The 25,560-nt window shown below is 59.6% G+C and carries 20 protein-coding genes and 1 tRNA gene; 6 read left to right on the top strand and 15 right to left on the bottom strand.

All coding sequences use genetic code 11. The features are described 5' to 3' along the window. Nucleotides 1-849 precede the first annotated feature (849 nt). Together carB and carA are read right to left on the bottom strand one after the other, a co-directional pair. Nucleotides 850-4,017: a carbamoyl-phosphate synthase large subunit gene (gene carB, locus J2129_RS02555; protein WP_209629289.1), complete on the bottom strand. Its 3,168-nt coding sequence runs from the start codon at nt 4,015-4,017 to the stop codon at nt 850-852. After that, nucleotides 4,017-5,072, bottom strand: coding sequence for a glutamine-hydrolyzing carbamoyl-phosphate synthase small subunit (gene carA / locus J2129_RS02550; RefSeq protein WP_209629288.1), 1,056 nt, complete (start codon nt 5,070-5,072; stop codon nt 4,017-4,019). The genes carB and carA overlap by 1 nt, the downstream gene beginning before the upstream one ends. 214 nt (nt 5,073-5,286) lie before the next feature. On the opposite strand from carA, the gene J2129_RS02545 reads away from it, so the two are divergent. Next, nucleotides 5,287-6,084 carry a flavodoxin family protein gene (locus J2129_RS02545; protein WP_209629287.1) on the top strand — a complete coding sequence of 266 codons (798 nt, stop codon included), beginning with the start codon at nt 5,287-5,289 and terminating at the stop codon, nt 6,082-6,084. Nucleotides 6,085-6,380: 296 nt separating this feature from the next. Continuing rightward, complete coding sequence (locus J2129_RS02540) at nt 6,381-6,722, top strand: hypothetical protein (protein WP_209629286.1); 342 nt, start codon at nt 6,381-6,383, stop codon at nt 6,720-6,722. Between the two features lie 712 nt (nt 6,723-7,434). Here the strand turns inward: J2129_RS02540 and J2129_RS02535 are convergent. From J2129_RS02535 to J2129_RS02510, 6 genes are all read right to left on the bottom strand, one after another. After that, nucleotides 7,435-7,998: a hypothetical protein gene (locus J2129_RS02535; protein ID WP_209629285.1), complete on the bottom strand. Its 564-nt coding sequence runs from the start codon at nt 7,996-7,998 to the stop codon at nt 7,435-7,437. A gap of 33 nt (nt 7,999-8,031) precedes the next feature. Next, nucleotides 8,032-8,991, bottom strand: a complete 960-nt coding sequence (locus J2129_RS02530; RefSeq protein ID WP_209629284.1) for a calcium-dependent protein kinase — start codon at nt 8,989-8,991, stop codon at nt 8,032-8,034. Between the two features lie 16 nt (nt 8,992-9,007). Then, nucleotides 9,008-9,781: a DUF6345 domain-containing protein gene (locus J2129_RS02525; RefSeq protein ID WP_209629283.1), complete on the bottom strand. Its 774-nt coding sequence runs from the start codon at nt 9,779-9,781 to the stop codon at nt 9,008-9,010. Nucleotides 9,782-10,385: 604 nt separating this feature from the next. Further along, complete coding sequence (locus J2129_RS02520) at nt 10,386-10,973, bottom strand: carbonic anhydrase (protein ID WP_209629282.1); 588 nt, start codon at nt 10,971-10,973, stop codon at nt 10,386-10,388. 959 nt (nt 10,974-11,932) lie between these two features. Continuing rightward, nucleotides 11,933-13,576 (bottom strand): dihydroxy-acid dehydratase, encoded by a 1,644-nt coding sequence (gene ilvD, locus J2129_RS02515; protein ID WP_209629281.1) that lies wholly within the window; start codon nt 13,574-13,576, stop codon nt 11,933-11,935. 32 nt (nt 13,577-13,608) lie between these two features. After that, on the bottom strand, nt 13,609-14,076 hold the full coding sequence (locus J2129_RS02510; protein WP_209629280.1) for a dTDP-4-dehydrorhamnose 3,5-epimerase family protein: 468 nt from the start codon (nt 14,074-14,076) through the stop codon (nt 13,609-13,611). Nucleotides 14,077-14,279: 203 nt separating this feature from the next. Between J2129_RS02510 and J2129_RS02505 the strand changes: the two genes are divergently transcribed. Beyond that, complete coding sequence (locus J2129_RS02505) at nt 14,280-15,458, top strand: NAD(P)-dependent oxidoreductase (RefSeq protein ID WP_209629279.1); 1,179 nt, start codon at nt 14,280-14,282, stop codon at nt 15,456-15,458. Here J2129_RS02505 and cobA read toward each other — a convergent pair. From cobA to J2129_RS02475, 6 genes are read right to left on the bottom strand one after another with little or no spacing between them, the layout of a single operon-like run. Beyond that, nucleotides 15,446-16,192, bottom strand: coding sequence for a uroporphyrinogen-III C-methyltransferase (cobA, locus tag J2129_RS02500; protein ID WP_209629278.1), 747 nt, complete (start codon nt 16,190-16,192; stop codon nt 15,446-15,448). The two genes, J2129_RS02505 and cobA, sit on opposite strands and share 13 nt — an antisense overlap. Further along, complete coding sequence (gene hemC, locus J2129_RS02495; RefSeq protein ID WP_209629277.1) at nt 16,189-17,073, bottom strand: hydroxymethylbilane synthase; 885 nt, start codon at nt 17,071-17,073, stop codon at nt 16,189-16,191. Before hemC ends, cobA begins: the two co-directional genes overlap by 4 nt. After that, nucleotides 17,058-18,308: a glutamate-1-semialdehyde 2,1-aminomutase gene (hemL, locus tag J2129_RS02490; RefSeq protein ID WP_209629276.1), complete on the bottom strand. Its 1,251-nt coding sequence runs from the start codon at nt 18,306-18,308 to the stop codon at nt 17,058-17,060. Before hemL ends, hemC begins: the two co-directional genes overlap by 16 nt. Continuing rightward, nucleotides 18,295-19,281: a porphobilinogen synthase gene (hemB, locus tag J2129_RS02485; RefSeq protein WP_209629275.1), complete on the bottom strand. Its 987-nt coding sequence runs from the start codon at nt 19,279-19,281 to the stop codon at nt 18,295-18,297. Before hemB ends, hemL begins: the two co-directional genes overlap by 14 nt. After that, nucleotides 19,260-20,504 (bottom strand): glutamyl-tRNA reductase, encoded by a 1,245-nt coding sequence (hemA, locus tag J2129_RS02480; protein WP_209631225.1) that lies wholly within the window; start codon nt 20,502-20,504, stop codon nt 19,260-19,262. Before hemA ends, hemB begins: the two co-directional genes overlap by 22 nt. Before the next feature lie 26 nt (nt 20,505-20,530). Then, nucleotides 20,531-21,154, bottom strand: coding sequence for a bifunctional precorrin-2 dehydrogenase/sirohydrochlorin ferrochelatase (locus tag J2129_RS02475; protein ID WP_245320549.1), 624 nt, complete (start codon nt 21,152-21,154; stop codon nt 20,531-20,533). 108 nt (nt 21,155-21,262) lie between these two features. Here J2129_RS02475 and J2129_RS02470 point away from each other — a divergent pair, with 108 nt between their 5' ends. From J2129_RS02470 to J2129_RS02460, 3 genes are all read left to right on the top strand, one after another. Further along, a complete protein-coding gene (locus J2129_RS02470) occupies nt 21,263-22,219 on the top strand; it encodes a hypothetical protein (protein WP_209629274.1) in 957 nt (318 codons plus the stop codon). A gap of 18 nt (nt 22,220-22,237) precedes the next feature. Then, nucleotides 22,238-23,194 carry a hypothetical protein gene (locus J2129_RS02465; protein ID WP_209629273.1) on the top strand — a complete coding sequence of 319 codons (957 nt, stop codon included), beginning with the start codon at nt 22,238-22,240 and terminating at the stop codon, nt 23,192-23,194. Nucleotides 23,195-23,479: 285 nt separating this feature from the next. After that, nucleotides 23,480-23,551, top strand: a tRNA-Gly gene (locus J2129_RS02460). A 1,332-nt stretch (nt 23,552-24,883) separates the two neighbouring features. Here the strand turns inward: J2129_RS02460 and J2129_RS02455 are convergent. Continuing rightward, nucleotides 24,884-25,228, bottom strand: a complete 345-nt coding sequence (locus J2129_RS02455; protein WP_209629272.1) for a hypothetical protein — start codon at nt 25,226-25,228, stop codon at nt 24,884-24,886. Nucleotides 25,229-25,560: the final 332 nt, after the last annotated feature.

The raw sequence follows: 25,560 nt of genomic DNA, 5'->3' as shown, positions 1-25,560 counted from the left end.
ATAATAGATTCCTCTCCGCTATCGTGCACCGTGAAGATTTTGTCTTCGGTGTCTATCTTCAGTCTTCCCGATGAGATGCTCAGGGAGGCGAATGCCAGGCCCTCAAAGTTCCCGAAGGATCGTTGAGCATAAGATCAGATTCAGTTCCTGTGGCTTTGTAAAATCGAGCATGACCCTGAGGCTTGCGCATACGCGATCGAACATGATCGCGGTTCTCCAGGGGGGGTGGACCTGTGCCCGCCCCTCCAGCACTATCCTCGCTCTCTCCCGGGTGCGAGACGACGGTGAAGATGTTGCACCGAGGGCGGCCGATCATTCAATGAGCGTTTCTGTAGTTCGTATATCAGGCATGGAAAATCAGGGGGAGGAAAAAATCATCATACAGACCTCCAGGGTTGATCGTCAGGATCATTTTCATGGTAAATCCTCTTGATGAGTCTCTCAGACGGGGGGGCGTGCCGCCCCCGGCAAGAAGATAGGGGAAGGCGGGTGAATCGCGCTCGCACCGAGAATTGGCAAGGGTTTCTACAGGGCCGGGATATCCTCATTCTCATCCATCGCGCTCATCGATGAGGAAAAGGGCGGGAAAATTTTGGGATGACCTCATGGTCGTTTATCCTACCTCCCCCCCATCGCCATCCCTGGAGTCAGGGCAGGGGGCGGCGAGTGAACACAATCCCTCACCTGCTCTTCAGTCTCGAAAAAGAGAGACCACATGACAAGAAAGTTTCATCGCGTATACATGAACCAGAGAGGCACGTCCCAGGTGGAGGATAGGGTTCAGAATTTCAGGAACAAAAAGCCACAGGTTTCTCCAGGACCTGCAGAACAAAAAAGAAGAGGATAGAGTTACGCCTTCTCGATATAGTGGTCCAGAGGCTCGATGGTGATCTCCTCGTGCTTCATCACCTCGATCGCCTCAGTCGCCGCCTTGGCCGCCGAGAGGGTGGTGATGTACGGGACCGAGTAGTCGATGGCCACCCGCATGATGGTGTAGTGGTCATGGCGTGACTGCTTGTCTGAGGGGATGTTGATGATCTGGCTGATCTCGCCTCTGCGCATCATGTCGATGACATTGGGCGAGCCCTCCTGGACCTTCCTGACCATCTTCACCTCGACCCCAGACTGGCTGAGGTACTCGGCCGTGCCGCCGGTGCAGTAGATGGTCAGCCCGAGGGCCTGGAGTTTCCTGGCAATCGGGACGATCGACTCCTTCAACTCGTCGGAGACCGAGATGAAGACATTGCCCTCCAGGGGGAGGTCGTTGTCCGCCGCAAGACAGGCCTTGTAATAGGCCCGACCGAAGTCGTAGTCCAGGCCCATCACCTCGCCGGTCGACTTCATCTCGGGCCCGAGGACGGTGTCGACGCCAGGGAGTTTGCTGAACGGGAGGAGCACTTCCTTGACCGCCACATGGGAGATGGTCTGCTCCTCGTACCCGAGGTCTGCGAGTTTGCGCCCCATCATCACCTTGGCGGCGATCTTCGCGAGCGGGAGCCCGGTCGCCTTCGAGACGAAGGGCACGGTCCTGCTGGCCCGCGGGTTTGCTTCGAGCACATAAACGACGTCGTCCTTGACCGCGAACTGGATGTTGATCAGCCCGACGACCCCCATCTCGAGGGCGAGCCTGCGGGTGTAATCCTTCACCCGGTCGGTCACCGAGGCCGAGAGGGACTGGGTCGGGATGACGCAGGCCGAGTCGCCTGAGTGGACCCCGGCCTCCTCGATATGCTCCATCACCCCGCCGATGATCACCTCGTCCCCGTCGCAGACGGCGTCCACATCGATTTCCACGGCGTTCTGGAGGAAACGATCGATGAGCACCGGGTGCTGCTTCGAGACCCGCACCGCCTCCTTCATATAACTGTCCAGTTCGACCTCGTCATGGACGATCTCCATCGCCCGTCCGCCGAGCACATAACTCGGCCTGACCAGGACCGGGTAGCCGATAGTGTCGGCGATCCTCCGTGCCTCGTCCTCAGAGTAGGCCGAGCCGTTCGGGGCCGAGGGGATCTGGAGTCTGTCAAGGAGGACGCTGAACCGGTCGCGGTCCTCGGCCATGTCCATGGCGTCCGGCGAGGTGCCGAGCACCCTGGTCTTGAGCCCGAGACGTGCGATCTCCTGCTCGATCGGGATGGCCAGGTTCACCGAGTTCTGCCCGCCGAACTGGACCATCACCCCGTCGTAGTCGTCGTTTATGAGGATGTTGACGACGTCCTCGAGTTGCATCGGCTCGAAGAAGAGCCGGTCGGAGGTGTCGAAGTCGGTGGAGACCGTCTCAGGGTTGTTGTTGACAATGTGGACCGCAACACCCTCATCCCGCGCCGCCTTCACCGCATGGACGGTGCAGTAATCGAACTCGATCCCCTGCCCGATCCTGATCGGGCCTGAGCCAAGGATGAGCACCTTCTTGCGCGGGTCATGGAGGTCCTCGTTCTCGTCTTCCCAGGTGGAGTAGAGGTACGGCGTCTGTGCCGGGAACTCGGCGGCGCAGGTGTCGACCATCTTGTAGGTCGGCCTGCCGGCGATCTCGTCGACCTGTGCCCGGTCCATGCCGGTGAGGGCGGCGATCTCGGTGTTGGAGAACCCGTAGTTCTTGGCAAGCCTGACGACCTCCTCGCTCCTCTCCTCCCTGAGCTGCGTCTCGATCTCGACGATGTGGTTGACCTTTTCCAGGAAGAAAGGCGTGATCCCGGTGAGGGAGGCAACCTCCTCCACGCTCATCCCCTGCCTGAAGGCGTCGAAGAGACAGCCGAAACGCTCGTCGGTGGGGCTGGTGAGGATCATCCTGATCTCGTTGGCATTGGTGTGCTCGCGCACATCGGTGTCGAGCGAACGCATCGCCTTCTTGAAGGCCTCTTCCAGGGTGCGGCCGATGGCCATCACCTCGCCGGTCGACTTCATCGCCGTGGTGAGCGTCCGGTCGGCGGTCTTGAACTTGTCGAAGGGCCACCTCGGGATCTTCACGACGACATAGTCGATGGCCGGTTCAAACGAGGCCGGGGTCACGCCGGTGACCGGGTTGGTGATCTCGTCGAGGCGCAACCCGATGGCGATCTTGGCCGCCACCCGCGCGATCGGGTAGCCGGTCGCCTTGGAGGCAAGGGCCGAGGAACGCGAGACACGCGGGTTCACCTCGATGACCCGGTAGTCCCCGTCTTTGTAGGCGAACTGGATGTTGCACCCGCCCTGCACGTCCAGGGCGCGGATGATCCTGATCGCCGCCGAACGCATCATCTGGAACTCGTCGTCGCGCAGGGTGAGGATCGGGGCGACGACGACCGACTCGCCGGTATGGACGCCCATCGGGTCGACATTCTCCATCCCGCAGATGATGATGCAGGTGTCGGAGGCGTCGCGCATCACCTCAAACTCGATCTCCTTCCAGCCCATCACCGACTCTTCGATGAGCACCTGGTGGATACGCGAGCGGTTGAGGCCGACGTCGACGATCCGGCGGAGTTCTTCCTCGGTGTGGGCGATCCCGCCGCCCGCACCACCGAGGGTGTAGGCAGGCCTGATGATCGCAGGGAGACCGACCAGGTCGAGCGCCCTGTCGAGGTCCTCGATGTGCTCGAGGATCATGCTCTTCGGGACAGGTTCGTCGATCCGGTTCATCAGATCTTTGAACTTCTCGCGGTCCTCCCCCTCGTAGATCGCCTCGAGCGGCGTGCCCAGGATCTCGACGCCGTCGAGGGCGCCCATCTCGGCAAGTTCGGCCGTTAAGTTCAGCCCGGTCTGGCCACCCATCCCTGAGAGGATCCCGTCGGGCTTCTCCTTCTCGATGATCATCGCGATGATCTCCGGCTGCAAGGGCTCGATATAGACCTTCTCGGCCATCTCGGGGTCGGTCTGGATGGTCGCCGGGTTGGAGTTGACCAGGACCACCTCGACCCCCTCCTCGCGCAGGGCGCGGCAGGCCTGCGAGCCTGAGAAGTCGAACTCCGCCGCCTGCCCGATCTGGATAGGGCCCGACCCGATGAGCAGCGCCTTCTTGATCTGTGGGTTGCGCGGCATCAGACGATCCTCCTGTACATCAGGTCGAAGATAGGACGTTCAGTATCGTGCGGCCCGCCGTGGGCCTCAGGGTGGAACTGGACGCAGAAGAGATTGAGGTCCTCGTCGCAGAACCCTTCGAGGCTGCCGTCGTTGACATTCTCGTAGACGACCTGACACCCTTCAGGGAGGGTCCCGGCGTCCACTGCAAACCCGTGGTTCTGCGTGGTGATGTAGATCTGTCCGTCCATGTGCCTGACCGGTTGGTTCGAGCCGCGGTGCCCGAACTTCATCTTGTAGGTCTCGCCGCCGAGGGCGAGGGCGGCCACCTGGTTGCCCATGCAGATCCCGAAGACCGGCAGGTCGCCCAGGTAATGTTTCACGGCGTTGATGGCGCCGGTCGCCCGCTGCGGGTCCCCCGGGCCATTGGAGATGAAGAGGGCCTCGGGCTCGCATGCGTCAATCTCTGCGGGCGTGGCGTCGTGCGGGAAGAGGTAGAGGTCTGCGCCGCGCCTGGCAAGGCTGATCACCATGTTCTTCTTGATCCCAAGGTCCATGATCGCGATCCGCTTGCCCTTGCCAGGGAGGTGGAGGAGTTCGTCACAGGAGACCTGCGGGATCAGATCGGTCGCCGCGATGTCGGGGGCGGCGCGGGCCATCCGCACCGCTTCTTCGCCGTCGTCGCTCCCGACGATGAGGGCGGCCCGCATCGTCCCGTGCTCTCTTGTCTTGATCGTGAGTTTCCGGGTGTCGACGCCGGTGATACCAAAAAGATTGTGTTCTTCAAAATAGTCAGGGAGTGAGGGAAGAGATGCCGGATGGGTGCACACTTCCCGTGTAATGCACCCGAGGGCACACACCTCGGGACCCTGAAAATTATCATGGTCTACGCCATAATTGCCGATGAGAGGATAGGTGAACATGAGGAGCTGACCCGCATAACTCGGATCGGTCAGCGCTTCCATGTACCCGGTCATCTGCGTGCTGAAGACCAGTTCCCCGGAACAGGAGCCTTCAACACCAAATCCCTCTCCGACAACGAATTCGCCGTCTTCAAGACCCAGAACCGCCTTCATTGAATTACCATATTTAATGCGCCATGCACCTTTTTAACTTGTGGGGATCTCCCTTCCCGCGGGGCGAGAAGGGTTATATGGAGGGGGTGCTTTCTCGGCGTGGGTGAGAGGCATGACCGGGGCGGTGCTGCTGCGATCGGCGGAGGTTGAAGTGAGAGGGGAGAGATGCGACCTTCTTCTCTATAGCGAGGATTTTTCCAGGGTGCTTCCAGGGATGATACGCTATACTGTGGAACTGCGTGCTGCCGGAGGCGTGCTGTACTCATACCATACCAACACCTACGAGTACCCGCCAGGTGGCATGCAGGCCGCACGCAACGTCGCCATGACCGCGTTTTTCCGGCTGAAGGAGGAACTTCCCCGGAAGCCCGACACCTTCCTCCTCCACCCGCCCGAACCCCTGCCAGGGGGACGGCCGCGCGCCCCTGCGGCCGGGGCGGTGGTCCTCCAGGGGAGTCCGCGCACCCATGGGAACTCGGCGGCCCTGGCCGCGTGGGTGGCGGACCGGTGCGGGAAGGCGGGGGTGCGCAGTGAGGTCATCTCGCCGGACAAACTTGCGGTGGAGCCCTGCACCGGGTGTTACCGGTGTTTCAATGCAGGGCGGTGCGTCATCGAGGACCAGATGGAGGAGGTGGTCGCGGCCCTGGACCGTGCGCGGCTCATCGTCGTCTGCACTCCGGTCTACACCGAGACGGTGCCGGCGGCGCTGAAGGCGGTCGTCGACCGGTGCCAGGCCCTCCGCGCCAGGCGGGCCCTTGCCGGGGTGCGGGACCGGGGACAGGTCGGGCTCCTCTTTGCGGTGGCCGGGCGAAAGGGCCCGGAGAACTTCGAGTGCGTGCGGCGGGTCGTGGGGGCGTTCTTCACCTCGCTTGGGGTGGAGACGGCAGGTGAGGTGCTCGTCGACGGGGTGGATGACCTGACCGATATAAGGGCGGTGGCCGGGTGGGAGGAGGATGCGGCGCGGGGTCTCTCCAGGGCGCTGGAAGGACTCGGGGCGGCGCCGCGTCTGTAAGGTCAGGGTATTTTTCGGCTTTGTAGAAGCCCTCACCTCTTGTGTGGGGAGGGGGGGTGTCCCCCGTCTTCACATTTGATAATCCTGAAGAGAGGATGAATGTCCTCTCCCCAAGACAAAGAACAGTTGAGGGCCGCGCCCCTATGGTGGTCGAGGGGAGGGCGATGGATGCTCTTCTGTGAAGACAAGTCCGTGCGTTCTCTCCGCGTCATGGGCGAGTACAGGGGTTCCACTGCGACTGGGTCACCATATGCACTGGACAAATACTCATATCGGCCTGGCGCCAACAGATGATCATGGCTGATCATGCTGAGATCGAGATTATCGGATTTTCATACGGCTCCTGCGGGCCGTTTCCCTGCAATGAACAACGCAGTTGCGACCTCCAGGCCTGCTCCCCCTCGGAGAATCTGGTGAAGGCGGTCGATGCCCTCAAAGGCCGGCTCATGGCCGAATATCCAGGGCAGGTCACGCTGAAGTTCACGCTCCTCGACGACGGGGTGCCAGAGTATGTCAGAAAGATCGTCGAGGAGCACCAGCCCCCGCTCCCGATCGTGCTGGTCAACGGGCGGGTGACGCCGGTGGGGCGGATCTCGGTGCCTCTGATAAAAAAAGAGATTGACGCGGTTCTGAACTGAAGAGTGTGGACACTCACTTTTTTTGATCGGAATTTTTTCGGCTTCGATTTTTCGGTGCATTGTGATTTTCTCGTTTTGCGGAATATAGTACGAGCCTCGGACTCACGCATCTGGGATGAACAGTTTTCGTCGTTTGATCCTTCTTCTTCAAGATTGAAGAACCGGCGAGGATCGTGTTCCATCGCCGTCCCCACTTATCCTCTGTCCATGGGGGGGTTCTTGGGGTGAAACCCCCTGGCACGAGATTGGGGTGAAGATTCTACGATTTGGGGCGGCCGATCAGATCGACGTGCCTTCCCACAACACCATGCCGGGGGCGCTGCCCCCGGACCCCCGGGACCACGATGGGGTCGGGAAGGCAGAATGGATGACCATGACGAGTGCGTTGCCGTCCTCGACCTATCGTGTTCGCGGGGGTCCAGGAGGCGGCCAGTCCCCCGTCGAAGAGAACCATCAAGAGGATTTCTATAGAGCCAATTTTTGAGATCATTTTTCCATGATAACTCCATTGAAATCCAGAATAGAATTCAATCTGTCGGTGTTCATCGGTCCAGCTTGAGGCTTTCGCCTCATGCCGTTTCATGGAATTGGGCATGAACCTGGGGCTCAAGCATACGCGATGAACCTCTCTCGTCGCTTGATCACTCATTTTCAAGATGAAGATCCGACGCCTCCGCCCATCTTCGTCGTGGGTAGGGGGGAGTACCTTAACTCAGTTCCCAACCGCCGCATCTCCTCTATTCCGGAGCGTGGCATTGACCAGAGCACTGAGGCGATCGAGTCCCCGCGCTGAACCGCGTGCTCCCACCTGCGGACTGCTGTCTGTCCTGAATGTGTCATCGGTGTCATAGATCACAAACACATCGATATCATATGGTTCTAGATCGTGCAGCCCGAATACTGCGCCTCGCAACGGGATCATACCCGTGTATGCACCTGCACCTTCGACATCATAGGAGGTATTGAGATTCATCGGTTCCTGCAGGGTGAGTTCAACATACGTACTCTCTTCTTTGTCCATCCATCCCGAGAGATCCTCCCAGGAGACATACATCTCAATCGGAGGAGACAGACTGGAGAGGACCGCCATACACTCCTCATAGAGTGGGTCAAACCCTTCCTCTCCTTCTGCGATCCGCAGGTCCCCCTTCTCCGCAGCATGGATGAGGATCACCGTCCCTTCCTCAGAGGGAGGAGAGGCCGAATACTGAAGGAGAAGAATGGCAGAGAGAAGGACGATGACCACGATGAGGATGAGAGAATATTTTTTCTTCATTGTGTCGCTCCTGAAAAAAGTGATTGTGGAGAGTTACTCAAGGGCGGTCATCTCTTCAGAGAGAACTGCCGGAACAAATTCAACATATGGCATCTCCTCACCATTTACTGTCCCTGTTCCAGAAAAAACGTACACTGGCAAGACATACTTCTGCTCAGAGATCCGTGGCTCCATCCAGTAACCCAGTGTGATATTTTCAACAATGACTTTTTCAAATAGAGCTTCTGCGGGCGGTCTCGCAAATTTTGAAGCGATCAAATCTGAATATGCCTGATTAGGTGTTTTTATTTTTACATCTCTGTATGGTTGTACATCTCTCCATGATTTGATTACCTCTACCACTTCGCCTTTGTCTCCAATGATGACTGAAAGTTCGTCTCCATAAACCGATATCCCGCTGAAGTCTCTGGAATAATGTACATCAAGAGTCATGTCATAGGACAGAACAGGTTCTTTACATCCAACCTTGTACTCTTTGTAGATCTTATCCACTTTCACACTTTCAATCTCTGCATCTTCTGGGAGTAAATCCCTTTTTTTGAGGAAATCAGTGGCAATTTTCTTTGCTTCTTCATTTGATGGGAGCACTGGTTGTGATTCAACAGATGCCGGAAATGCTTTTTCTGGTATTTCATATACGATCCCACCAGAATGTTCATATACCAAAAGACATCTGGATTCCTTTCCAGTGTTGTCTAAGATCTGTATTCTTCCCGTTGATTCACTTTTTTTCTGTGGTTCTCCCTGTATACCGAACTTTTCCCCGATTTTGTTTACATATTCGTCAGAAACGTCTGGAATCACTGTTTGATAGACGGCATAGGATTCATTCACACTTGGAAGTGCTGTGTTTAATGTAAACTTTTCATTGTGAAGACTTTCAGACGGGGGAACTGGGCAATCCTGATCCTGGGTCGAGCACATGGGGAGAGTGATTGCCGTGACACCGGCGACGAGAACCAGACTCACTATAAACAATACCTTTGTTTTCATCATCTCTTCTCACCTCTTAATGCAATCCATAACTCCATGCACACCAGTGTTCATCTACAGGGGGATCCGAAGCGACTGAGCCTTGGCCCCAGATACGATCATCCCATACACTGTTGTCATCAGCAACCATCTGAACTCTACTCCCTGAAGGATGTGTCTCATCCATGGCGTGATACCATGCGATAGGCACGTTTTCACTGTCAAGCAAGCGTTCTGCGAAACTGGGGCCATCTTCTGCATAGTTGTATGAAGTTGTTTCAAACCCACAAATAAAATGAACACCATTGAGGCCGTAGTGGCTCCCTTTAAAGTTACCAGGTTCTTTTGTTCCGCTACATGAATGCAAAGCAATCCATTCTAAGTCGTAGTCCCCCCATTCGATCTCAGATCTAAAGAATACGTCTTTACCATATGTACCAAGATTGATGTGCTGGTCAGATCCATGTCCCTGGAAAAATGCGATGTCCACGCCGTCAATGTAGTTCCTGTCACCACCGTTAAAGTACTCGAAATGACTTTCTGAAGTGCTTGCATCGCCTTTGTTAAATTTACGTGTCCATCCTGCGTTGCCTAGCGTGTTATAGAACCCTTCTGCAGAATCATCACTATTAACAAGTCCACCAGAAGTAACCCATTCAACACCGACTTCAGGAGCACCACCATCATCACCGGTTCCCTTAATTGTCCCAGACAATTCTTCAAGTGTTACTGCACTTGTACATGAAACCATTGTTGTTGTACATAACAACACAATGCACGCTTTTAAAATCAAATTTTGTTGCGTTTTCATTTCATTTACCTCTTTTTTCTTTCATTCTTTTTTCTCCCTTCGACTGTTCTCTAGAAGGTATGAATAATCTTCATCTAGGAAAATCAGAAGAATCACACCTCCTGAGCTTTCCCAGAAGCAGGCACTAGCATCTCATGCCTGCCGACCTTCAGCGGGGCACCGAATCCGGTGCCCACACAGGAGAGATAAATGTGGTTACATTTATAATTTCTAGTACAATCATCTAATTGTCTCGGAGGTCAGGGACAGAGATCAGAAAAACTGAAACCTATAAACCGATAGAATTGTTGTCACTAGAGATTATCCGTCAGATCGACTGTCTGAGATGTATCAGAAGGATTTAATCGGATTATTTATCATAATACAATATCATTCAAAATCAATCATAAAAATAAACGGCATGTTCCTCGAAAAGAACTGCGCGCGTCGTCGCGAGCACCCGGCGTCAGGATAACTGGGGGAGTGCTTTCCCGTCTCGGTCGTGGTGGGGATCCGCACCGGCATGGGACTCTCTCCACGCTTCAAAAAAGATCGGCGCCGGGTGCGATCCCGGCCCGGAGACGCGTTCTGGATCGCTAACCGGGATGGTCGTATCCCGACCTGGTCACGCAATTTTTTCCAGCACGCCGGTCTCAAGGTCGAAGTACAGCCCATGAAGGTCGACCTTCTTCTCTCTCTCGGCATCACGCACGATCGGGTAGGTCCTGAGGTTCTCAAGTTGGAGATGGACATTCTCCTCTTCGACCATACGCCGCCACTTCTTCATCCCCTCGGCATCTGCGGGCCGCGGGGTCTTTGCCTCGACGGTGGCCATGGCATTGGCGGCATTGGAGAGCCAGAGTGGGATATAGGCCTCGTCAGACTCGCCTTCCGCGGTGAGGGCCTTCATCGCCCCGCAGTCGGAGTGCCCGCAGACGACGATGTCGTGGACTTTCAGGTGCTTGACGGCATACTCCAGGATCGTGGCGAAGTTCCAGTCGCCGATCCTCACGATGTTGCCGATGTTGCGGTGGACAAAGATCTCGCCGGCCCATGCCCCGGTGATCCGCTCGGGGGCGACCCTCGAGTCGGAACACCCGATCCAGAGGACAGTCGGACTCTGCCCGGCGGCAAGTTCCTGGTAGTAATCGTTGTGTTCGGTGAATTCACCCTCGATGAAGGTCTTGTTGCCTTCAAGAAATCTCTCGATCATTTTACTATCACCTCGGGGCAGGCCGCGTGCCTGCACTGAAGGGTAGGTATATCGCAGGAGATTTGAACTCTCCGAAATGGGTTTTGTGGAATATCGGCCCTAGAGAAACCCTCACTTCCTCTCGGTGCAAGGGAGACTCAATCGCCCTCCCACACAGTCACGCCGGGGGCGTTGCCCCCGGAACCCCAGGACGAAGATAGGACTGGGAAGGCACAATAGACAAACATGAAGAGGGATTGTCGTCCACGACCTATCCTCGCGCGGGGGGTTCAGGGGGCGGCCAGTTCCCTGCCAGAGAGAGAGCCAGAAGGTTTCTACAGGACCAGAATTTCGGCTCTGTAGAATTCAACATGATCCTCTGACTCAGAGACGCACGATAAAGATCTCCTATCGCAGTTTTCCTGGTCGTGAAAGGATCGGTCCTTGGTCCTTCTCCTTATGCCTGGGGAGCGGCCAGAAATTTCCTGACTTGCTGCCCCCCGGCGCGAGAAGGCGGTACAGATTCGGAGATGAGGTCGGCACATCCGATCATCACGCCTTCCCGTACCATACGCACCGGGGGCGAGTGCCGCCCGGACCCCCAGGACGAAGATTAGGTTTGGAAGGCACATTCAACGTTCTTGAAGAAGATGATACGGTCTCCGACCAATCGTGTGGTGGGGGGTGCGGGGGGCGGCCAGCTCCCTGCCAGAGAGATTCGTCAAGAGGATTTCTACAGGGCCCAATTTCCAGCTCTGTAGATCCCCCTGGGATGACTCTTCTGGGCGAGGAACGACAGAACCCCATATCCGGCACCTGAGTGTCGTCATGAACGACTCACTCAAGAGAAGACCCATCTCCTCAGGCGATACAGCAACTATTCTCTCATATCTTCTGTGAGGAGGGGCACGCCCTTCAGGTCGAAAGTTCCAGGACGACCTCTCAGTATCCCGAGGGCATGCGTCCGCTCCGTACCCTCTTCACCGCAGGACCGCCCCGATATCGGCCTGCCCGACCGAGGCCGCATACCGTTCAAGAACCCCACGCAACTCCTTCTCAGGCGGCCGCCAGGCGGCCCGCCGCTCCTCCAGCGTCTTGTCGTCGACCAGGAGGTCGAGGCGCCGTGCAAAGAGGTCGACGGCGATCCTGTCGCCCTCCCTGACAAGAGCGATCGGCCCGCCGACCGCCGCCTCAGGGGCGACATGCCCGATGCACGGCCCCCGCGTCCCGCCCGAGAACCGGCCGTCGGTGACCAGGGCCACCCGCGTATACCCAAGCCCCATCAGCGCCGAGGTCGGCGAGAGCATCTCTGGCATCCCCGGCCCACCCCGCGGCCCCTCGTACCTGATCACCACGACGTCCCCCTCCCTGACCTCCTGGGCCAGGATCGCGTGCATCGCCGCGTCTTCGCCATCGAAGACCCGTGCCGGTCCGGTGTGCCGCCACATCACCTCGTCGACCGCCGCGCACTTGACCACCGCCCCGTCTGGGGCGAGGGTCCCGCGCAGCACCCGCAAGCCCCCTGCCGCATGCACCGGACCGGTGCACGGCCTGATCACCGCCTCGTCCATCACCCGGGCCCTCTCCGCGATCTCTCCTATACGCTCGCCCGAGACCGTGACCGCCTCTTCCAGGAAGTCGGCGATCGCATGGAGGACCGCCGGAACCCCCCCGGCCCGGTGGAGGGCGACCATCGAGTGCGGCCCGCCTGGTTGCATCGCACTGAGGTGTGGGACATGCTCGCCGATCTCGTTGAAGTCGTCGAGGGAGAGCGGCACCCCGGCCTCGGTGGCCACCGCCATCAGGTGGAGCACCGTGTTCGTCGAACCCCCCAGAGCCATGTCCACCCGCACGGCATTTCTCAGGCTCTCCAGGGTGACGATCTCGCGTGCGCTCGTGCCGCCCTCGACCAGGCGCATCACCGTCTCCCCGCTCTCGCGGGCAAGACGGAGTTTGGCGGCGTCCACCGCCGGGGTGGTTGCGCACCCAGGCAGGGAGAGCCCCATCGCCTCGGTCATGCACGCCATCGTGTTGGCGGTGTACAGCCCCTGGCAACTCCCGCACCCTGGCATGGCCGCACACTCCAGGTCATGCAACTCCTCCTCGGTCATCATCCCGGCGGCGACCGCCCCCACCCCCTCGAAGACATCGGTAAGGCTGAGTTCACGCCCGCCCAGGTGCCCGGGGAGCATCGGTCCGCCGGTGACCACCACCGCCGGAAGATCGCAGCGCACCGCGGCCATCAACATCCCCGGCACGATCTTGTCACAGGTCCCCACGCAGACCAGGCCGTCGAAACGGTGCGCCTCGACCATCAACTCGACCGCATCGGCGATGTTCTCGCGGCTCGGGAGCGAGTAGCGCATACCCTGGTGCCCCATCGCGATCCCGTCGCAGACCCCGATCACCCCGAACTCGAAGGGCACCCCGCCGCCGGCGGTCACCCCCTCAGCCGCCTTCCTGGCGATCTCCCTGAGATGGAGGTGCCCCGGGACAATGGTGTTGAAGGCATTGGCGATCCCGATGAAGGGCAGGTCCATCTCGCGTTCAGTAATCCCGAGCGCCCGCAGGAGAGAGCGGTTCGGTGCCCTCGGATATCCTCTCTTGACAAGGTCACTTCTCATGATCTCAGTTGCAGAGAAGATCGTCCCTGTTCTTAGCCGTTCCGCTGCCCTGGCAGGAGAAGCCAGTCGTACGGGATCTCCGGGGAATCGGCCGGGAGGCGGTACTCGTCGGGATGTGTGGGGTCGTACGGTTCGGTCGGGGTCGAGACGATGATCGACTCCCCCTCTGAGATGCACTTCCACCCATGGTAGACATAGGGCGGGATCGTGAGGAGGAGGGGCGAGTGCTCACCGAAGAAGAACTCGTCCACCTGGCCGAAGGTCGGGGAGTCCTCGCGGCTGTCGTACAGGGCGAATTGGATCATCCCTTTCACGCAGCAGATGTTGTCGGTCTGGACATGGTGGCAGTGCCAGGCCTTCACCACGCCCGGGTAACTGGTGGTCATATAGACCTGCCCGAACTTCTTGAAACATTCGTCATCACACCTGATGATCTCCATCAACCGCCCCCGCTCGTCAGGTACGAACTGCAAGGGCTTTGCCTTTACACCGTCGATCATGAGTTCTCACTCCTTTCAGGCGCGGGTGTGCGCCTTCGGGATCCAATATATTGTACACTATATATATCTCGCGCCTTGAGGGGCCTCTCTTTTCCAGACGCCCGTTCTCATCACTCATTTCATGATCCAGACCATGGCGACGTATCGCCGTCTCTGGCGCCGATCACAAGATATATATGTAAAAAGCCAGAGTCCTCTGCCCAATGTACAGGGGGGGAGAGAGCGGCGACCCGCTACGGGTCGGGGTCGCCGGGACGGGTTTCATCGCCCGCGGATTTATGTTGACGCTCAATGGGCAGGAGGGGATGGTACCGGGGCCGGTCCTGACAAGACGTTCATTACATGACCTATCTGGCCTGCCGATGAATTTCACACCGACCAATGCCGTCGAAGACCTCATCGAAGGTTCCGACCTGGTCGTCGAGTGTTCAGGTCACGTCCTCCACGCCACCGAGGTGATCGAGGAGGTGATGGCCGCCGGTCTGCCGGTGGTCACGATGGACGCCGAGACCCAGGTGACGACAGGGTCGTACTTCGCAGAGAAAGGAGTATTTACCGAGGCCGAAGGCGACCAGCCAGGATGTCTTGCGGCGTTGCGGGAGGAGGTGCTCCAGATGGGGTTTGTGCCCCTGGTCTATGGGAACATCAAGGGCTACCTCAACCACAACCCCACCCCCGCGGAGATGGACTACTGGGGGAAGAAACAGGCGATCACCCTGGACAAGGTCACGTCCTTCACTGACGGGACCAAGGTCCAGTTCGAGCAGGCGCTGGTGGCCAATGGCCTTGGTGCCGGGATCATCAGGCCCGGCCTCCTCGGGCCCGGGACCAGGGATCTCACCGCGGGGGCGGAGATGCTTGCCGAGACCGCAATGCTTGCCGGCGAACCGGTGAGCGACTATATCCTCTCGCCGGACGGGCCTCCAGGGGTCTTTATCGCCGCCCTCCATGACGACCGGGTCAAGGGATATCTCAGCAACTTCAAGATGGGAGAAGGCCCGGTATACACCCTGGTCAGGAACTTCCATCTCTGCAACTTCGAGATCAAAAAGACAGTCCAGAGGATCGCCGCCAGCGGAGAACCGCTCCTGAACAACGGCCCGGCACCGGCGATCTCGGTGGCGACCATTGCAAAGACCGCCCTCGCACCTGGCCAGGCGATCCCGCAAGGGATGGGGAGTTTTGTGGTGCGCGGGAGCACGGTCAGGACCGCCGAAGTCCCTGATCATGTCCCGATCGGGCTGGTCTATGACGCAAAGGTAAAAAGAAAAGTCTCGGCCGGGTCGGTCCTCACCTGGGACGACCTCGAGGTCCCTGAGACCCGTGCCAGAGAGATCTGGGAGGGGCTCCTGGGGCGCCGGGCGGCGCTTCAGGCGCGGTAGACGATCGTGCCGTCGTACAGCCCGGCGACCTCGCCGATGACGATGACCGCCGGGGGCTTCACCCGGCGCTGGCGGGCGAGGTCGGCGATCTCCCCGAGCGGCCCGGCCGTCACCCGCTGGTCAGGCCGCATCCCGCGTTCGATGATGGCCACCGGGGTGTCGGCGTCCTTGCCGTTGGCGATGAGAGCGGCGGCGATCTTGGGGAGGTTTTTGACCCCCATCAGGACCACGATCGTCCCCCTGCTCTTTGCCAGGAGTTGCCAGTCCAGGGCAGACTCTCCTTTGGTCGGGTCCTCGTGCCCGGTGAGGACCGTCACCTGCGAGGCGAAGCGCCGGTGGGTCACCGGGATCCCGACGGCTTCAGGGACGGCGATCGCCGAGGTGATCCCTGGGACGACCTCGACCTCGATCCCGTGCGCACGGAGGGTCTCCATCTCCTCGCCGCCCCGCCCGAAGAGGAAGGGGTCGCCGCCCTTGAGCCTGACGACCCTCTTGCCCTGGCGTGCCCGCTCGACCATGAGGGCCTCGATCTCGTCCTGTTCAAGGGTGTGGTCCCCGCCGTGCTTGCCGCAGTCGATCCGCTCGGCAGCTTCAGGGAGGGTGGCGAGGACCTCTTCGCCAGGAAGCTGGTCATAGAGGACGACCTCGGCGGCGTCGATCGCCTCGCGCCCCCTGAGCGTGAGGAGCCCGAGCCCGCCGGGGCCTGAGCCCACCAGCGTGACCTTCCCGCTCACAGGACCAGCCCCAGTGCTTTGTACGCCTCTCTGATGAGGTCGCCCGCCTCCTTCTTCAGGTGCCGCCCGCACTGTTCCGCCTCTTCAGGGGTCGAGATGTCTTCCTCGATCCTGACCTGCCGCTGGCCGTCAAGCGAGAGAACCTCGGCGATGAGGTGGCCGTCCTTGCAATAGATGCCCTGCGGAGTGAAACATCCTCCACCGACCTCCTGCATTACGATCCGTTCGATCCCCGCGTCTTTTCGAGTCTGGGGATCATTGAGCCCGGCGATCTGGTCGATGATCTCGGGGTCGTTCCTGCAGACGACGGCGATCGCTCCCTGGTTGGGGGACGGGACAAACTGCGAGACCGGGAGACGTTCTCCCTTCGCCGTGTAGCCAAGACGGTCGAGGCCGGCCCTGGCAAGGACGATGGCGTCGTATTCACCCTCCCGCATCTTTCTCAGGCGCGTCTCCACATTGCCGCGGAGCTGTTTCACCTCGATCTCGGGGTCGTGCCTGAGGAGCTGTGCCCGACGCCGTGTCGAGGCGGTCCCGACCACCTGGACATCTTCGATCGGCATGTCGTGGGCCAGGAAATCTTCGGGAGCGTCACGCCTGAGCACCGCCCCGGTGAAAACCCCGCGCGGCCGCTGGGCCGGGATGTCCTTCATGGAGTGGACCGCGGCGTCGATGGTCCCGTCGATGATCGCCTCGTCGAGGGCCCTGACAAAGATGCCCTGGCCTCCTACTTCGTGGAGGGCTACTCCAGTATCTGCGTCGCCTTTCGTTCTGATGACAGCAGTCTCGACCTCGATGCCCATATTGTTCAGCGCCTTGCAGGCCCGTTCGGTCTGGGCGAGGGCGAGTGTACTGCCCCGTGTGCCTATGATGAGAGACATGTGCGGTATCTGTCTGCGATATGTTCGATGATCTCGTCGGTGTGTGCGGCCGAGATGAACTCGGTCTCGAACTGGGAGGGCGGGAGGAAGACCCCGTGCGCGAGCATCTTCTCCCAGAAGGTGCGGAACCGTGTGGTGTCGCTCTCCTTTGCCTCGGTGTAATTTTGTGGGGGCTCTGGCCTGAAGAAGTATTTGTACATCGACCCGATCCTGACAAAGGACCCGCCTGCATGGGCGTCCTCGCAGGCCTCCCCGATCGCCCTCGTCCCCTCGTCGAGGTGCGGGTAGATCTCGGGGTGGTCGTGGAGCCATCCCAGGGCGGCGGTCCCGGCCGCCATGGTAAGCGGGTTGCCGCTGAAGGTGCCGGCCTGGTAGACCGGGCCCTGCGGGGCGACCTGCTCCATCAGGTCTTTTCGCCCGCCAAAGGCCCCAACAGGGAGCCCGCCGCCGATGATCTTACCCAGGGTGGTGAGGTCTGGAGTGACCCCGAAATAGTTCTGTGCCCCACCGATCCCGAGGCGGTACCCGGTGATCACCTCGTCGAAGATGAGGAGGGCGTCGTGCTCCCTGGTGAGGCGCCTCACCTCCTGGAGATAGCCTTTCTCAGGGAGGACAGGCCCGACATTGCCCATCACCGGTTCGATGATGAGGGCGGCGATATCCTCTGAGGAGGAGAGGACAGCGTCCAGGCCCTCAAGGTCGTTGTATGCCACCTGTCTCGTATGCTTCACCAGGTCGGGGACGATGCCCGCCGAGTCGGGGACGCCCATCGTCGTCGCCCCTGACCCCGCCTTGACCAGGACGGCGTCGTGGGCGCCGTGGAACCCGCCCTCGATCTTGATGATCTCCTGCCTGCCGGTGGCGGCGCGGGCAAGCCTGATCGCCGCCATCGTCGCTTCGGATCCACTTGAGACAAACCTGACCATCTCGATGGAGGGGTGGTCGTCGATGACCCGCCTGGCAAGATTGAGTTCTTGCGGGCACGGGGTACCGTACAGCCAGCCTTCAGTCACCTGAGTCTCGATCGCCTCTCTGACCGCCTGGTGAGCATGGCCCAGGACGAGGGGGCCGTACCCCATACAACAGTCGATGAGTTCGTCTCCGTCCACTGTGGTGAGGTATGGTCCGTGCCCCCTGGCGGTGTAAAAGGGGTAAGGCTGGATCGCCCGCACCGGGCTTGAGACCCCGCCGGGCATCATTGTTTTTGCGTCTTCAAAGAGTTCACTGCTCTTCACTCAGCCACCTCGCTACGTCTTCTGCATAATAGGTAATGATCAGGTCGGCACCCGCCCGCTTGATACAGGTAAGGCTCTCAAGGGCACAGGCTTTCTCGTCGAGCCAGCCCTGTGCGGCCGCGGCCTTGAGCATGGAGTACTCGCCTGAGACCTGGTAGGCGGCGACCGGAAGCCCGATCTCGTGCACCGCGGCAAGGACGTCGAGGTACATCCCGGCGGGTTTGACCATCAGGACGTCGGCGCCTTCTGCGGCGTCCATCTCAGACTCGGTGAAGCCCTCTCTGGCGTTCGCCGGGTCCATCTGGTAGGTGGTCCGGTCGCCGAAAGAATAGCCTGAGTCGGCGGCGTCCCTGAAGGGGCCGTAGAAGGCGCTCGCAAACTTGGTGGAGTACGACATGATGGGGACCTCGGCATACCCCGCGTCGTCGAGGGCTTTCCTGATCGCACACACCTGGCCGTCGAGCATGCAGGAGGGGGCGACCATGTCGGCGCCGGCCTGGGCCTGGCTTACGGCGATCTTCTGCATCAGGACAAGAGAGGGGTCGTTGAGGAGATCGATCTCCCCGCTGCACGTCTCGCCGATGACCCCACAGTGGCCGTGGTCGGTATATTCACAGGCGCAAACGTCAGTGATTATCACCATCTCCGGGCATGCAGATTTGATTGCAGCCAAGGCCTGCTGGACCACCCCGTTCTCGGTATAGGCCGAGTGAGCCCCGGCGTCTTTCTCGGCCGGGATCCCGAAGAGGATGACCGCCCGCACCCCGGCGTCGTCCAGGCGTCGCGCCACGGCGGCGGCGTCGCCGATCGGGTAACGCCACTGTCCTGGCATCGATGCAATGGGAACCGCTGTGTCGATTGTCTCGTCAAAGAAGACCGGCATAATAAGGTCTTCTGCCGTCAGCCTCGTCTCCCTGAAGAGGGGTTGGAGGGTTCTCTTTCTCAGTCGTCTCAGTCGTCTCTCTGGGAACATAATCGGTCACCTCGTGTGATCGCTCTCACCAGCCACTCTGCGTCCTCGATCTGTCCCTGTTTCGCGCACGAGCGGATCGAGAAGGTGGCGTCGATGAGAAGTTTCTTTGTCAGCACTCTTGTAAGGTCGTCGATGACGCCCTCGGTCTCAGGGCCGCACCCGTGCAGTCGCCCCAGGGCACGGTCGCGTTCCCTGACCCTCACGGCCTCGGCCCAGGTGTACAGCCCGCGGAGCACTTCGTCGGCCGAGGCGCAGTTGATCTGCGAGAGGAACCGGTCGAGTTCCTCCTCGATGAACGTCTCCGCCCTGGCCGCCTCGGTTCGCCTCGCCTCGATGGTGTGCTCGTTGACGTCCCTGAGGTCGTCGATGGTATAGAGGTTGACGCCGTCGATCCCGGCGGCGGCCTCCTCGACGTCACGCGGCTGTGCGATGTCGACGATGACGAGAGGGCGCGGGTGGCCGTCGATGGGCCAGCACCGGTCTCGCATCGCCCTGGCAAGGATCTCTCTTGTGATGAGCGGGTGCGGCGCCGAGGTGCAGGTGATGACAACGTCGGAGAGGGTGATGTACCTGGTGAGCTCACTGAAATTTACTGCTTTCCCCCCGATCTTCTCGGCGAGAACGAGGGCGCGTTCATAGGTCCGGTTGGCCACGTAGATCGCGGTCAGGTCCCTGGCGGCGAGCGCCTTGGTCACGAGCATCCCCATCTCGCCGCTCCCGATGACCAGGATGTGCCGGCCGTCAAGAGTGCCGAGGAGGTCTTCTGCCAGGGCGACGGCCGCAGACCCGATCGAGACTGCCCCTCGGTTGATCTCGGTCCGCTTACGCACCTCGACTCCCACATGCACCGCCTTCTTGATGCAGAGGTCGATGACAGGGTCGCTTGTGCCGTGCTCCTGCGCCAGTGCCAGCGCCCCTTTCAGTTGCCCGAGGATCTGGTCCTCGCCGATGATCATCGAGTCGACCCCGGCGGCCAATTCGAGGAGATGGCGGAGCACCGCGACGTCTTCCAGGACCTCGAAGGAGTCCCGTCCCTGGTCATGAAGAAAGTCGGTGAGGGCCCGTGCGTCGCCGTGGACCAGCACCTCGGTCCTGTTGCAGGTCTGAAGGAGGAGAGCGCCCTTGAACCGTTCGCGGGCCGCGGCAAGAAAGCCCTCTTCGTCAGAGAACCTGAAGGTCTCCAGGTCGCCGAGGCCTGCGGTGTGGTGATTGAGCCCGGCCATGGCCAGGTCAGTATGGAGTAATTGCGTCACAGATACCGCTCCTTAATCCGCTCATATGCCCGGTCCTCGCCGTCGGCAAGCCATGCCCATGCCTCGGGGTCGCGGAGGACGGCCCTGAGCACTGCCGCACGTGCCGCCTGGTCAGGGACGGTCTGTTTGAGGGCCGCCCGCACCCTGGCCTCGACCCTGATCATCGTGTCGAGGTGCGGGTATGTGGCCTGGAGGTGCTCGCGCAGGAACCTGGGGACGGCCGGGCTTGCGCCGCCGGTGCTGACCGCAAGGAGATATTCTTCTCCCCTGACCACCGAGGGGATGAGCGTGTCCCCTCTCTCTCCTTTCGCGTTATTGAAATGGGCACCGGCCTCACGCGCCGCCCGTCCCACCCGGTCGTTCATCTCCCTGTCTGAGGTGGCGGCGACGACGAGGAACGCCCCCCCGACCAGGGCGGCGAGGGCGGGATCGTCCATGACAGAGAGGTCGGCCTCAAGACATTGGAGATCAAGCCCTGAGAACTCCGGGAGAAAGGATCTGCTGACGACGGTGACCTCTGCTTCGCGGCAGAAATAGCGTGCTTTCCGCAGGCCCACCGTCCCGCCCCCGAAGATGACGACATGCCGGCCGGCGAGGTCGATGATGAGCGGGACCATCATTGATACGTTGGAGGGGGGCGCAGATTAAGATTATGTATTATCCGACGATCTCAATCGTAACACCAGGAGACCGTCTGCTATATATCATATTTTTTCCAACCCATGGCCATGAGTGATGATCTTTACGCCTTTCGCACCATCGACGGGGCCATCTCGCGGACAAAGTCCCTCCTCTGGCCATTTCATGCAGGAATCTGGCTGAGGCTCGCGGTCATCGCCCTCTTCATCGGGGGTGCCGGGGGGTTCAACCCCTTCTCCTACAACTTCGGGGGTGCCGACCAGATCGATCAGGCGGGAGTTCCTTCTGACCTCGGACTTACAGACCCGACGATTCTTTTGATCGTCGGGGGCGTCCTTCTCCTGGGTCTCCTCTTCCTCTATCTCGGGTCGGTCTTCCAGTTCGTCTTTGTCGACTGTCTCAGTTCAGGCGAGGTCTCGCTCTCCCGCACCTTCGGGCTGCGGACAGGGAAAGGGCTACGCCTCTTTCTCTTCCAGGTCCTGCTCATTCTTCTCCTCATCGCGGCCATGGCCCTCCTTGTCGTGCTCTTTGTTCTGCCGGCCGCGGCAGTAGGGGAGGCGTCCATACTCCTCGGACTGGTCGTCCTCATCCCGGCCCTCCTCCTCCTCGCCCTCCTCTTCGGCGTGGTCTTCCTCTTCACCACCGACTTTGTCGTGCCAGTGATGATCGCCAGGGACTGCGGGGTCATTGAGGGATGGAAGAAGGTCTGGGGCTTCCTCGTCGCCGACCTCAAGAACACCCTGGTCTATCTTGTCACCAGGTTCATCCTCGGCATCGTCGTCGGGATCATTCTCTTCGTCCTGGTGCTCCTGGTCCTCCTCGTCGTCGGCCTCCCTCTCGCCGGGATCGCACTCCTTGCGATGGGCCTCACCCCGACCGCGGCCCCTGTATTTTTCATCCCTCTCCTGATCATCGGCATACTCATCGCCCTCCCGCTCCTCCTCCTGGTGCAGGTGCCGTTCGTGACCTTCTTCAGGTACTACGCCCTCCTTGTCCTGGGCCTCTTCAGCCCTGAACACGACCTCCTCCCGGCCAGAGAGGCCTGAGAGGGGATCACAACCCTTTTGACCGCGACCGATCCATTTCAGGGCATGGGTGCGGGAATCCATGCCTTCAAGGCATTCGACAGTGCATTCGAACGGACGCGGTCACTCCTCTGGCCCTTTAACTGGGGCGTATGGCTGAGGCTTGCGGTGTTCGTCCTCTGTATCGGTGGGTTTGGAGGACTTTCCCTGAACCTTATCTCCCTGCCAAACCCCGAGGACCTGGCAAACGCCGGGATCGCCTCGTCCTTCGGGCACCTTGCGTACATTGGGATTTTTCTTGCTATCCTGCTCATCATCCGCGTAATAGGGGCCGTCTTCCATTTTGTCCTCGTCGACGGCCTCACCGTCGGCCCGGTCACCCTCTTCTGGACCTTTGATGTACGGGTCAGGAAGGGACTGCGCCTCTTCCTCTTCGAGGTCCTCCTTGGGGGCGCACTTCTCGGGGTGGGCGCCCTTACGCTCGGTCTATATGATGTCTCCCTCTCCCTGGAGACAATACCGGAATTGTTCGCGGCCTCCCCCCCCTTCCTCATCGCCGCCTTCCTCCTCTGGTTCGTGATGGTCGTCACCATCGACCTGGTCGTCCCGGTGATGATCACCGACGACTGCGGCGTCCTTGCCGGGTGGAGGACGGTCCTCGGCCTCGGCGCCGCCGACCCAGGGAACACCTCCGCCTACCTGCTGACGCGCACCCTCCTGGCCGTCGCCGCCGACCTCATCGTGACGGTGCTGGTCCTCGCTGCAACGCTCTTCAGTTTCCACATCACCTTCTACATCGAGTTTTTTGCCATCCCGCTTGCGTTCCTCGCTGCCGGCCTCATCCAGGCACCGTTCCTGGCCTTCTTCCGCTACTATGGCCTCCTCGTCCTGGGGTCCTTCAGCCCTGAGCGCGCCCTCCTGCCCTCACGCCAGAGTTCTGAGTCTGCGCACGGGGTCGAGGACGCCGAAGCCCTCCTGGTGCCCCAGGTGAGATGAGCACAGGTCGGGAGAGAGGGGAAGAGGGGCCGAGAAGGTCTCGATGAATCGTGCGCGTATGCCCGGAATATCCTCATAGATCTCTTAACTCTGGCCCTAACTCTTCTCTCAGGAGACGCCTGCCGGCTTCTTGCAGGGCGGCGGCGGTGCCGCGGTGCCGGCGGTCGCCGCTGTTGTGCACTCTGGAGGGCCCGGCGACCCTCTCCAGACCCCCCGATCTGGGAAACCATTATATGTGAGTGTAGCGAATATTAGAGAGCACTGCGGTGATACAACACCAGCAGAGCGCCGATAGTGTAGTGGTTATCACTAGGCGTTGCCAACGCCTAAACTCGGGTTCGAGTCCCGATCGGCGCACTTCTTCTTTGTTACCAATTGACAGATACTTTCAGAGATCAAGGGTCTTGGGAGGACTTCATCTCTCCTGACGGCGGAACGCGACTCGATGCTTTTCTTTGAGATCCAGGACAGGGGATTCCGGGGGAGGACAGATAATCACCAGAAGAACTTCTCCAGGGTTCTATTTTGAAAATGAGCAGATCACAGAAGTACCAAAGACTGGCCCTGTAGAAATCCTCCTGGCGATGCTCTCCCCAGGGGAGCGTGCTACCCCCCGAACTCCTGACGCGAGCGATGGTGGCGGTTGTCACATCCCCGTTCAGATTCATCGATTGTGCCTTCCCGGCCCTATCTTCATCCCGGAGGTCAGAGCGGCACTCACCCCCCGGGGGGTGTAGGGAAAGGCGACGGATGCATGGGTGCACGATGAAAACAGAGGGATCTCTTCATTCTCATCCGTCACCCTCATCGGCGAGGGGGAGGGCGGGAGAGTGTTGGGATGACCTCTAAGACAAGGGTCCTGAAGATCGTCTCCTCAGGTTTGCATGAGGATATGAACCCACATGATCCCGTTGAAGCCGATACACAGAGGATAAAAAAACTTCCCCGGCGTGCTCGGCCCTCTGCCTCCTGCCCCTATCGCCTCCTCGCGCGGGAGGGATGGCACCCCCTGATCCCTCCACGACGAGCAATTCTACAAACCCTTTCCAATCGTATATCAAGGTCGGAACGTTCTGGGTGACCTCACGATTTTGCCCGAGACTTTTTCCCTGACTTTGTATCGTGAACGGTAACATCCTCTCTATGCTCGCCTCTTCTGCCCTGGAGCGCAGCGCCCGCTGGGTCGCAGGATAGCCATGAAAAGCCATCATTCCCTTTTCAAGGAGATATTACGAGAATTTCTCGGGGCCGGGGATCGAGCATACGGTCTGATCGATAAAAAAACGAAATCTGTAGGTCCGATCATACCTGCAGTCTAACAAAACCTTTTATATTCAATACAATAATTGTGTAGTGGCGTAATAAAATGTCCGTCAATATCCCCACCCCACGAAAAAGCGATTGCCCGGTATGCGGTCAAAAAGAATTATTCGTCCCGATCTATGTGAAAAAAGGCGATAATGAGATTATGTTCTGGCAATGTGTGAGTTGCGGATATTCACCCCGTCCGAATGTGGAAATTCAGGAGTACCCTGGCGGCGACCTCTTTCTCTCAAAAGAGTAAATCAGAGCTCCGTAAGGTCATGCATGGGTTGAAGGGGCGCTTCAGGCCACTGCACGAACTATTTTTCCATGAACCCCTGATGAGGGTGGAGACCCCTCACCTCTTCGTCGCATACCCGTCGGGCTTCATAATTTCTCGTTGTCTGGTCCAGTCTTCATCCTGGGGAAACAAACCCCAACGAGTTCAAGAAAATTTTCGGCTTTATACATGATGAGCACATCACAGAACTCTCCTGGAGTGACCATCCCCTCGAACCGAAGTGCTTCCTTCCAGAAATTCAAAACGCTCTCCTCCACCGGGGGGCACGCGCCCCCCGACAAGAAGATGAGGGAAAGCGGATGAATCATACTCGAACCAAAAAGGCTCTCTTCATTCTCATCCCTCGCTCTCACCGGTGAAGAGGGGGGCGGAAAAGTGTTGGGACGACCTCGATGAACATTTCTGGAGTTCTCTGGAGAGGGTGGACCCATGCTCCCCTCCTGGAGCGAGACACCATGTGGCAACGCCACTCTACCTCCCCCCACCTCTCGTTATCCAGGGGCAGCAGGAGAGAGTAAGGATACACTCATTTATTTTCGTGTGAGCGGCGCGTCGGATCGGCCTGCCCCCCACCGTCAATCAAGCCAGGGCCCCCCCGTACCCTCCGAGATTGCGATTGAAGCGGGGAAGGCAGAGAAAAGGTCTCGAACCACATGATTGATCGAGCATGGATAGTTTGGGATCGACTCATGGGAGATCCTCATTCATGCCTGGGATGTCTATGTCTCGCTCGCCTTCTCCTATTGATCGTGCCGGGGACTCC

This window comes from Methanofollis sp. W23, assembly GCF_017875325.1.
Classification (GTDB): Archaea; Halobacteriota; Methanomicrobia; order Methanomicrobiales; family Methanofollaceae; genus Methanofollis.
Note: the sequence above shows the minus strand (reverse complement) of the source record. Positions and strands in the feature narration are given on the sequence as shown.